9 protein-coding genes are annotated in these 10,133 nt (G+C 46.6%); 2 read left to right on the top strand and 7 right to left on the bottom strand.

Annotated features, from left to right (window positions below; genetic code table 11):
- The 6 genes from VIN08_RS19625 to fahA form a co-directional block, all read right to left on the bottom strand.
- The coding region (locus VIN08_RS19625; RefSeq protein ID WP_331968579.1) for a lactate utilization protein B/C at positions 1-509 on the bottom strand (509 nt) is incomplete at its 3' end.
- Positions 493-1,887: a lactate utilization protein B gene (locus VIN08_RS19620; protein WP_331968576.1), complete on the bottom strand. Its 1,395-nt coding sequence runs from the start codon at positions 1,885-1,887 to the stop codon at positions 493-495. The genes VIN08_RS19625 and VIN08_RS19620, both read right to left, overlap by 17 nt.
- On the bottom strand, positions 1,887-2,621 hold the full coding sequence (locus VIN08_RS19615) for a (Fe-S)-binding protein (protein ID WP_331968573.1): 735 nt from the start codon (positions 2,619-2,621) through the stop codon (positions 1,887-1,889). The genes VIN08_RS19620 and VIN08_RS19615 overlap by 1 nt, the downstream gene beginning before the upstream one ends.
- A gap of 267 nt (positions 2,622-2,888) precedes the next feature.
- On the bottom strand, positions 2,889-3,764 hold the full coding sequence (locus VIN08_RS19610; RefSeq protein WP_331968570.1) for a flavin reductase family protein: 876 nt from the start codon (positions 3,762-3,764) through the stop codon (positions 2,889-2,891).
- Complete coding sequence (locus tag VIN08_RS19605; protein WP_331968567.1) at positions 3,761-4,240, bottom strand: hypothetical protein; 480 nt, start codon at positions 4,238-4,240, stop codon at positions 3,761-3,763. Before VIN08_RS19605 ends, VIN08_RS19610 begins: the two co-directional genes overlap by 4 nt.
- Positions 4,241-4,371: 131 nt before the next feature.
- On the bottom strand, positions 4,372-5,652 hold the full coding sequence (gene fahA, locus VIN08_RS19600; RefSeq protein ID WP_331968564.1) for a fumarylacetoacetase: 1,281 nt from the start codon (positions 5,650-5,652) through the stop codon (positions 4,372-4,374).
- A gap of 95 nt (positions 5,653-5,747) precedes the next feature.
- On the opposite strand from fahA, the gene VIN08_RS19595 reads away from it, so the two are divergent.
- Positions 5,748-7,118, top strand: a complete 1,371-nt coding sequence (locus tag VIN08_RS19595; protein WP_331968560.1) for a methyltransferase RsmF C-terminal domain-like protein — start codon at positions 5,748-5,750, stop codon at positions 7,116-7,118.
- 58 nt (positions 7,119-7,176) lie between these two features.
- On the opposite strand, the gene VIN08_RS19590 is transcribed toward VIN08_RS19595, so the two are convergent.
- Entirely contained in the window at positions 7,177-8,313 is a 1,137-nt protein-coding gene (locus VIN08_RS19590) for an MFS transporter (protein WP_331968558.1), read from the bottom strand.
- A 222-nt stretch (positions 8,314-8,535) separates the two neighbouring features.
- On the opposite strand from VIN08_RS19590, the gene VIN08_RS19585 reads away from it, so the two are divergent.
- Positions 8,536-10,133, top strand: a 1,598-nt coding sequence (locus VIN08_RS19585; protein ID WP_331968555.1) for a valine--tRNA ligase, incomplete at its 3' end; no start/stop codon positions are given.

Raw genomic sequence — 10,133 nt, 5'->3', positions numbered from 1 at the left:
GTTTTAGAAGGGCCGGCTATAAATGTGCCGAAGGGATATTCGCTGTTGCTGATTTTCTGGTAAGCATCGTGCATGGTGTGCACCAGCGTATCCGTTGTAATTACGAAGGCTATATGTTGTGCGATGAAAGGTAATGCCCGGTCGCCCATGCGTTCAGCAGTTATCCACGCAGCGGCATTTTCTGCGACAGCAAAATGGGGTTGGAGTATAATAAGGTCTACATCGGCAAAGGTGTGCGGATCTATACCGGAGGTGATGGCAGTACCTTCTATACCGTCTGTCAATGATACAATACGTTTTGCATCTTTAAATTCACGAAGTATATATTCGTTGATCTCCTGTGTACTGCTAACGCGCACGGTGGCGCCACCTATACCGCGCAGCACGGCTTCAAACTTCTCCACTACATGTACTGCAGGAGGTGTATATGTTTTCAGTTCCGGCAGCGCTGCAGGCGTATCGGTAAATTTCTTTTTGAGTGCGCTCAGTATTTTAGCCCTGCTTTCCATGTTGCTTCCGGTTCTTGTTATACCATTCGTTAAACGATTGCTTCGGCACGGCCGGCATTTCGCGTTGTTTATACCAGGGGTTTAACTTGTTGTTTACAATAACCGGTATATATTTCATAAACCACCGCCCTACAGCACCGGCTGTTTTATATACTCCCGGCCGCGAGAGTACAGCAGCCATACCATAGATCCCCGCTTTCTTTGCCTGTGACACATATCCTTCTTTCACCAACACCTGTCGCCACTGGTATAGCTGCTCATGTATATTGATCTTTACCGGGCATACATTAGAGCATGAACCGCACAATGTAGAAGCAAACGGAAGATCAGCATGATTCTTCATATCCAGGCTGGGCGCGAGTATAGATCCGATTGGTCCTGCTATAGCATACTGATAACTATGGCCGCCACTGCGCCTGTATACCGGGCAGGTGTTCATGCAGGCACCACAACGTATACATTTAAGGGCATTCCGAAAACTCTCCTGTTGCAAGCGCTCGCTGCGACCGTTATCTACCAACACGATATGCATCGTTTGGCCCGGACGCGGTTTTCTGAAATGACTGGAATATGTAGTAGTAGGCTGACCGGTAGCACTTCGCGCAAGTAAGCGGAGAAATACTCCGAGGTGTTTTCGCTGGGGTATAATTTTCTCTATACCCATGCAGGCTATATGTACATCGGCCAGTTGCACACCAAGGTCGGCATTACCTTCGTTGGTACATACTACGATCTCGCCTGTTTCTGCCACTGCGAAATTTACACCTGTTATAGCCACACGACTGGTAAGAAAACGCTGACGAAGATGTTCACGCGCTGCTGCGGTGAGAAACTGCGGATCGGCATTTCCTTTCGGTGTACCTAAATGCTGATGGAATAATTCTCCGATCTCTTCTTTCTTCCAATGTATACAAGGTAATACGATGTGACTGGGAGGTTCGCCTGCGAGTTGTACGATGCGTTCGCCCAGATCGGTGTCAACCACCGTTATACCTTTCTCATGCAAATATTCATTGAGATGACATTCCTCCGTAAGCATGGATTTACTCTTCACTATATCCGTAACACCATGCTTCGCTATAATAGAATGTACTATACGGTTATGCTCTTCAGCGTTGGCGGCCCAATGTACAGTTACACCATTTTGCTGCGCCTGCTTTTCAAACTCCAATAAATAATCATGCAGATTATCGAGTACGTTGTTCTTGATCTGCGAAGCCGTTTCGCGAAGGTCTTCCCACTCGGGCAATTGCCACACAGCCTTGTCGCGCTTCTCGCGGATAAACCACAACGTTTTATCATGCCAGTCAACACGCGGTATATCCTGGTTAAATTTATCAGCGAGTGCTGCGTGATCGTATGTCTTGTGCTCCGTCATTACTTCACTGAATTTAGGATCTCCGCTATATGTACTACTTTCACTGCGCGCTTCTGTCTTCTGATAATTCCTTCAAGGTGCATGAGGCAAGACATATCATTACCGGTAATATAGCTGGCATCATGCGCTACGTGATCGGCCACCCGATCTATACCCATCTTTACGGATACTGCTTCTTCTGCAACACAAAATGTACCGCCAAAGCCGCAGCACTCATCGGTGCGATTCAACCTGATCAGCTCAAGACCTTTTACCATGTGCAGCAGTCGTTCTGTTTTGGAGAACGGAGGTGCCACCAGTTCACTCATCTGCGATATACCCAAACCACGTTGTCCGTGACAGCTTTGGTGTAAACCAACCTTATGTTCGAAAGTTGCCGGTAAGTTTTGCACGTTCAGTATATCGGTGAGAAACTCCACGAGTTCATATACTCTTCCACGAATGTTAGTCGCTGCATTTTCGTCTGTAGCATGCAGGTGATCTTTAACGTGCAGCACACAACTTCCGGAAGGAGAAACGATATAGTCGTACCCGGAAAAATTTCTAACGAAGTTATCGTTGCATCCATGCGTGAGATGTTCGAAACCGGAATTGGCCATGGGCTGCCCGCAACACGTTTGTGCTTCCGGATATACTACCTCCACGCCCAGCTTTTCCAGTAACTCCAGCGTTGCAATCGCCACGTGCGGATAAAACTGGTCTACATAACAAGGAACAAATAAAGCGACTTTCATTTATATACTTTTATATACTGCCGCAGCAGCCCGGTAAGAAGGTGTGCCGTGTGATGCCGTTTTCTCGGAGGGGTTCGCTCCTGCGAGCAGGCACTCACTCTGTCAGGAACGGTTTGGGCTGCTAAAAATAATCCCGCGAAAGCGAAAATAAAAAAACATTCCTTTCCGGGGATGAAAGAACGTAACAACCCGGCAGCAACCGTCATGATGTATCCTGCGGAACTACAGGACGATACGGATATAAACGAAAGAAAATTCTACGGTGTACTAGCGGAGTGAAAGCAGCAATACTTTCCAGGCATCTTCAATCTTTCCTTCGGCCAGAAGAATGTGGGCCATCAGGTGTACGGCTTCTTCTCCCTGTTGCAATGCCTGCTTTATATGCGACTGCTCAGCAAAAGCACGCTCATCGATAACAGAAGGTATACGCTCTACATTTCCGAGAAGACCGAGATCATTGCCGGTGAGTATTTTGCTATAGCGTATGCGTTCAGGAATACTATCGACACCCACGCCCAATTTATCCAATGGCTTGGGCACTCTGAAAATTGAATCGCCCTGTACGCGGCAGTAGAAGTCAGCACCTAGTCGCGCAACTGCATCCAATTTATAGGGATCAATTCTTCCGTTCGCATCCAGCACAGCTTCCTGTATATGCATCAACACTACTTCGCATATAATCAGGTTACCGGCACCACCTTCTGTTCCGGTAGGCACGATCTGCAGTACATTGCATTCCATCGCTATAGGAGCTTCTTTTACACGCGGTGGTTTTACTATGGTAGAAGCCACTTCGGTGAATCCTGACTTGGTAAATTCATTTACACCTTTGGGATATTCGGTGCTGGCCAGCGACATCTGCTGCACCATACTATAATTTACCACGTTAATCACTACCTCCTGTACTTCCAGTATATTGTCGTACGTATGCTTCGTAGTATTATCACGTCCTCTGCGGGCCGGAGAAAAAATCAGCAACGGAGGGTTATACCCAAAGCAATTGAAAAAACTAAAGGGGCTGAGATTTACCTGACCGTCTTTATCAATTGTACTGGCAAAGGCGATCGGGCGCGGAGTGACTGCACCAAGCAAATAAGCATGTAATGTAGAGGAGGGTATTTCTTTAGGATCAACCGTGATCATTCCGATATAATAGTTTTAGTAGGTTTCTCCTCGCCCGCGGGTGAAACAGGAAAGGTTTTGTGAACAGGCGGCAAGGTACTATATGTATACAAGAAAACAACGAATACGATAGCCGGCAATAAATGGGCACCAATCCGAAAACGTAACCCGGTATGACTATAACTCCACGCAGAAAAATCTATAGCCGTTTTTGCTCCTATAGCGGCCACCAGTACCAGCAATATGAGGAGCACAACTTTACCAATGATACGCCTGATCGCTTTATGCTTTACCATATAGCGGATGGTCTCTGCTATAACTACGGCCCCACCGACCACCAGCGATACCGTTAACAACGCCTTTGGAAAAGTGCGCAGGTAATGATACTTATATACCAGCAAACCTATCTTGCCCAGCAAGTTAGGACTGCGCAGCAGCACGCTGTCCAGCATCACAAGGGAAGAAAGGAAAAGGTAATATGTAAGTCTGCTCTTCATCAGGAGAAAGTATTTTTGTTAACAGCGCTGCTTTAGAAGTGTGTGAATTACATTCATGGTTTAAACGGAGAGCTAAAAACGTTGTGCATTTCGCTTTCAACTTTCAACTTTCAACTTTAAGCTTTCTGCTTTTACTTCAACGCTGGCAATATCTTTCCGGTACATTCGCCAAAGCCTATGCGCACTCCATCTTTCGAAGCATGACCGCGAAGCGTTATTGAGTCGCCATCAAGTATAAAAGTGCGTTCACTTCCGTCTGCCAGGTGTAGTGTCTTTTGTCCGTTCCACGTCAGTTCCAGTAACGAACCAAATGAGCCGGGTGACGGACCGCTGATCGTGCCGGAAGCATATATATCTCCTACCTGTATATTACAACCATTTACTGTATGATGCGCCAGTTGCTGGTGGATGTTCCAGTACATATACTTGAAGTTGGTGCGGCATACAATGGCATCTTCACCTTGCTCTGCTTTCATGGAAGCTTCCAGTACTATATCAAAGTTCTTCGCTCCTTCTGTTACAAGATACGGCAGCACATGCGGATATTGCTCCGGCCCCTGCACGCGAAAAGGTTCGAGTGCATCCAGTGTAACTACCCACGGAGAAATACTGGAACCAAAATTTTTGCCGAGGAATGGCCCGAGGGGAACATACTCCCACTGCTGAATATCGCGGGCAGACCAATCGTTAAAAAGTACAAAGCCCACTATATATTCCTCTGCTTCGTGTATATGTATAGGATGTCCGAGTTTGGTTTCCTTGCAGGTGATAAATGCCATCTCTAATTCGAAGTCTAGCTTGCGCGAAGGTCCATATATAGGTTGATCACTATCGATCGGTTTTATCTGACCTTTCGGCCGGTGCAGGTTAGTGCCCGATACTACAATAGAAGAAGCACGTCCGTGATAGGCCACGGGTAAATGTTTCCAATTCGGCAACAACGCATTTTTCGGATCGCGAAACATAGAACCTACATTGGTAGCATGTTCTTCGCTGCTATAGAAGTCGGTATAGTTTGGAATCTTCACCGGCAACTGCATCTGCACTTCGTTCATCGGTATCAACGCCAGTTCACGATCAGCTTTATGATCTTTCAGTTCATCGTTGTTGTGTCGTAACAACTCGGATATCCGTTCGCGTACTTCACGCACCTTTGCTCTTCCTAACGCAAAAAAATCGTTGAGATACTGCTGATGAAACATACCGGCTGGTAAACTCAATCCATCGAGATAACCATGTTCGTGCAGATATACCAGGTCGAGCACATAATTACCAATAGCAACACCGGCTACCGGTGAGAGATAGCGCGTTTTGAAAATTCCAAAGGGAAGATTCTGGATCGGGAAATCGCTTGTGCGGGCAACCTCCACCCAGCTTTTCAATGTTGGATTATTGGCTTTGATTTTAGTCATATCAGAAGTAAACCTAACAAGCCTGCGGGCAAAGTAAAAGCGCATGGCCGAAAAGTTGGCTCGGAAACAAAACACTTTGTGATTACTTTCGCACCATGTCAATTCTAGCTGCAGACCTGCCCGCATCGTTTGTAACAAAAATGCAACTTCAGTTGGGGGATACATTTCCCGATTTTTTAAAAAGTCTCTCCGAGCCGGCACCGGTCAGCATCCGTCTTCATCCTAAAAAACAGCATCGCTATACAGATGCACCACCCGTGGGCTGGACGAAACTGGGTCGCTATTTAGCGGAGCGACCTGTATTTACACTCGATCCGTTCTTTCACGCAGGCGCTTATTATGTGCAGGAAGCAAGCTCCATGTTTCTGGAGCAAGCGCTCAGCCAGAGCGTTGACTTACTCCAGCCGCTGCATGTACTCGACCTGTGTGCAGCACCCGGTGGTAAATCAACACACCTGCTAAGTTTGTTGAATGCAGAAAGTCTACTCGTATCGAACGAAGTGATCCGCTCACGCGCTGCTATACTTTCCGAAAACATTCAGAAATGGGGAAACCCTATAGCTGCGGTAACGAATAACGATCCGGAAGATTTTCAGCGACTGCCGGGCTTCTTTGATGTGATTGTAGTAGATGCACCTTGCTCGGGCGAAGGACTTTTTCGAAAAGATCCGAATGCGATGCAAGAATGGTCTGACGAAAATGTACTCTTATGCAGCAAGCGCCAGCGAAGAATTGTAAGCGATATATGGCCGAGTCTCAAAGAGCAGGGTATATTGATATACTCTACGTGTACCTATAACCCCGAAGAAAATGAAGAGAACCTCGCGTGGCTTGCGCAGGAACATGATGTAGAGTTTCTCACAATAAAGATCGATCCTTCGTGGGGAAATATAGCCGAGACGAAACAAGATGGAATAACAGGCTATCACTTTTATCCGCACCAGGTAAAAGGCGAAGGTTTCTTTATATCGGTTATCCGTAAAAAAGAAACAGGTGAAAGTATACGGGTAAAAAACAGCCGCGGTAATTTTCAGGCTCCAACCAAAAAAATACTTGAGCAGGTTCAGTCATGGATCACAGAGCCCGATGCATTTGCTTTTATACAGCGCGATGATCTCATCCAGTTTCTCCCGGCAAGCAAAGTACAGGAGATAGAATTACTCTCGAAAAATCTTCGGCTGATCATGGCCGGTACATTTACGGCTACTGTAAAGAATACGAAAATTATACCCGAGCACACGCTGGCACTTTCTACGCAATTAAATAAAGGTGCCTTTCCATCGCTTGCATTAAGTATAGAAGATGCCCTGCATTACCTGCGAAAAGAAACATTGCAAATTACTGCCGAACATACAGGCTTCACGTTGATGTGCCATGAAGATATACCTTTAGGCTGGGGCAATGTATTACCCAATCGCATTAACAATTTATACCCGGCTGAGTGGCGGATACGGATGAGTGTATAAAAAATGGCCGGCAAAAAATATACACCGGCCATAGCCAACCCTTCACACCTGCGGATACCTAGAGTATTTGCATAGCCTGCAGCGTTTCCACCATACCATCGGGAAATGCTACACCACTGAAAAATATACCTACACAAAAAACTTTCTCGTAGTAATTAGAATTTTTGATTGCCAGCGGCAAGGAGCTTACCGAGAGCGTGGCGAACATCAGCGCAAACACCAACGTCATGATAAGAACCAGGGCGGTTGCTTGCAGCAGGAGTATAGATACCATGCTCACAACGATCAGTACGGTGCTTATCCAGAACGATCGTTCCATACCCACGCGATTTACCAGGTTACTCAAGGGCCACGATACGATAGCCGATACCACCAGTATATCTACTACCAGTATTTTTCCGTTCCACGTTTTCATCAGCGGACCGATCTTCGCCTGCAGCACATCCGGAAATATATTGAACAATACCGTTGTAGCTATCCCCAGCACAATACCCAGAAAGAATATATACACCAGTCGCGAGCGTTGTGTATCAAACGCGATAGCAGCTATAGGTCTGTCCTCTTTATTATTTTGCTGACTGAACAACGACAACGAATTTTTCCTGAGTGCATATCCGGAGATAAACACTACGATACCTCCTGTCATGAATGTTACCGGTGCTCCGAGAAAATCAATGATATCGACAATAACAGGTTCGAGCGCATAAATGAGGTTGGCCACAATAGTGAGCACTGCCATAGCGCGCGGCAATTTATCTACCGGTGTAAAAAGCTCCATGGTAGATAATGCCGGACTGGTAAATATACTCATGGCAATGAGCCAGAAAACGATCAGCACCGGTAATACCCATTTGAATAACTCGTTCGGGTTGCTGAAGAGTGTAAAGGCCACAGCCATAAAGATCATGGCAGCAAAACTGATCCCGGCAGTAATAACCGGAATGCGATGTCCTTTCTCGAAGCGATAACGGTCGCCCAGCTTCCCGGCTATAGGAGGTGTAATGGTGAGGATCAAACCCTGCGCGATTACCAGCAGCAGTGTAAAATCCGTGAAGTGAAATTGTACCAGTAACTTAGGTTGGTAACGCTGGTAGGCGATCCATCCGATTACGATCGAGCCATATAGCGCAGCGAGGCTCCACAGTTGTTTCCACTGGATGGTGTTTTCTTTTTGGTTGATTGATAAAGCTTCCATAGACTTAGTTTTTTCAGACAATGGTATCTACGAAGTGAAGTAGCCGGTCGGATCCCGATCTTTTCTGCAAATTCTTGCTCTGCCAGGCTCCGATGGCCTGCCCTGTTTGCGCATTTTCTTTATTTTTGTCCCCCTTATCTGTTATCCGTTAATCGCGACACGCTATCAGTGGAAGCGAATAACGATTAACCTGTAACGGATAGTGATTAACGCACAACGCATATGCTATCGACCAAATACGATCCATCTGAGGTAGAAGGAAAATGGTACCAGTACTGGATGGAAAAAGGATTTTTTCACGCCAAGCCTAACAAGGAGAAAGAGCCTTATACCATTGTGATACCTCCACCGAATGTTACCGGTGTGTTGCACATGGGCCACATGCTCAACAATACAATACAGGATGTGTTGGTGCGCAAGGCGCGTATGGAAGGTAAAGAAGCTTGCTGGGTGCCCGGAACGGATCACGCTTCTATTGCTACAGAAGCGAAGGTGGTAGCCATGCTTCGCGAGCGGGGCATTAAGAAATCGGACCTGACACGCGAAGAATTTTTGAAGTATGCGTGGGAATGGAAAGAGAAGTATGGCGGCATCATTCTCGAACAGCTGAAGAAGCTGGGGGCTTCCTGCGATTGGGATCGTACTAAATTTACGATGGACCCCGATTACTATGAAGCGGTAATCGATGTGTTTATCGACCTGTACAAGAAAGGCTATATATACCGTGGCCTGCGCATGGTGAACTGGGACCCGCTGGGTAAAACAGCGTTGTCGGACGATGAAGTGATCCACCGCGATGTACAATCGAAGCTATACTATATCAAGTACCAGATCGAAGGGAATGCGAGTGAATTTGTAACGATCGCTACCGTTCGCCCTGAAACCATTATGGCCGATGCTGCCATCTGCGTAAACCCGAACGATGAGCGCTATAAACATCTTCGCGGCAAGCGTGCTATCATCCCGTTGATCAACCGTGCTATACCGATCATTGAAGATGACTATGTAGCGATGGACTTCGGAACGGGTTGTTTGAAAGTTACTCCGGCTCACGATATGAACGACTACGAACTGGGTACAAAACACAACCTGGAAGTAATCGATATTCTGAATGAAGACGGTACACTCAACAGCAAGGCACAGCTATATATAGGTGAAGATCGTTTCATTGCGCGCAAGAAAATAGCAAAAGAACTGGAAGCACAGGGTTGCCTCGCGAAAGTAGAAGACTATAGCAGCAACGTTGGTTTCTCTGAAAGAACGGATGCTGTGATCGAGCCGCGTTTGTCGCTGCAGTGGTTCCTGAAAATGGATACCATTACCAAGCCTGCACTGCACCACGTGATGAATGATGATATACAACTCATTCCACCAAAGTTCAAGAATACCTATAACCATTGGATGAGCAACGTTCGCGACTGGTGTATATCCCGCCAGTTGTGGTGGGGCCATCGTATACCGGCCTGGTATGACGAAGCGGGTGATTATGTAGTAGCCAAGACGGAGCAGGAAGCTATAGAACTTTTTAAAAGTAAAAAGCCGAACGCTGAAAGTATAAACGTGAAGCAGGAGACGGATGTGATGGACACCTGGTTCTCCAGCTGGTTGTGGCCTACGGCGGTATTTGATACCACTATATTTAAAGATGGTAACAAAGGCAACGAAGACCTGAATTACTTCTACCCTACCAACGACCTGGTTACCGCTCCGGAGATTCTTTTCTTCTGGGTAGCGCGTATGATCATTGCCGGCTATGAGTACCGTGGCGAGATGCCATTTAAGAATGTATACCTCACCGGTATAGTGCGCGACAAGCAAGG

It is taken from the genome of Ohtaekwangia sp. (genome assembly GCF_036568665.1).
GTDB lineage: Bacteria > Bacteroidota > Bacteroidia > Cytophagales > Cyclobacteriaceae > Ohtaekwangia.
This window is presented reverse-complemented; position numbering and strand designations above follow the sequence as displayed.

Bases quoted from the DNA above. Each gene is read 5' to 3' on its own strand.
- VIN08_RS19620 (WP_331968576.1), bottom strand. From the start codon at position 1,887: ATGACGGAGCACAAGACATACGATCACGCAGCACTCGCTGATAAATTT.
- VIN08_RS19615 (WP_331968573.1), bottom strand. From the start codon at position 2,621: ATGAAAGTCGCTTTATTTGTTCCTTGTTATGTAGACCAGTTTTATCCG.
- VIN08_RS19610 (WP_331968570.1), bottom strand. From the start codon at position 3,764: ATGATCACGGTTGATCCTAAAGAAATACCCTCCTCTACATTACATGCT.
- VIN08_RS19605 (WP_331968567.1), bottom strand. From the start codon at position 4,240: ATGAAGAGCAGACTTACATATTACCTTTTCCTTTCTTCCCTTGTGATG.
- fahA (WP_331968564.1), bottom strand. From the start codon at position 5,652: ATGACTAAAATCAAAGCCAATAATCCAACATTGAAAAGCTGGGTGGAG.
- VIN08_RS19595 (WP_331968560.1), top strand. From the start codon at position 5,748: ATGTCAATTCTAGCTGCAGACCTGCCCGCATCGTTTGTAACAAAAATG.
- VIN08_RS19590 (WP_331968558.1), bottom strand. From the start codon at position 8,313: ATGGAAGCTTTATCAATCAACCAAAAAGAAAACACCATCCAGTGGAAA.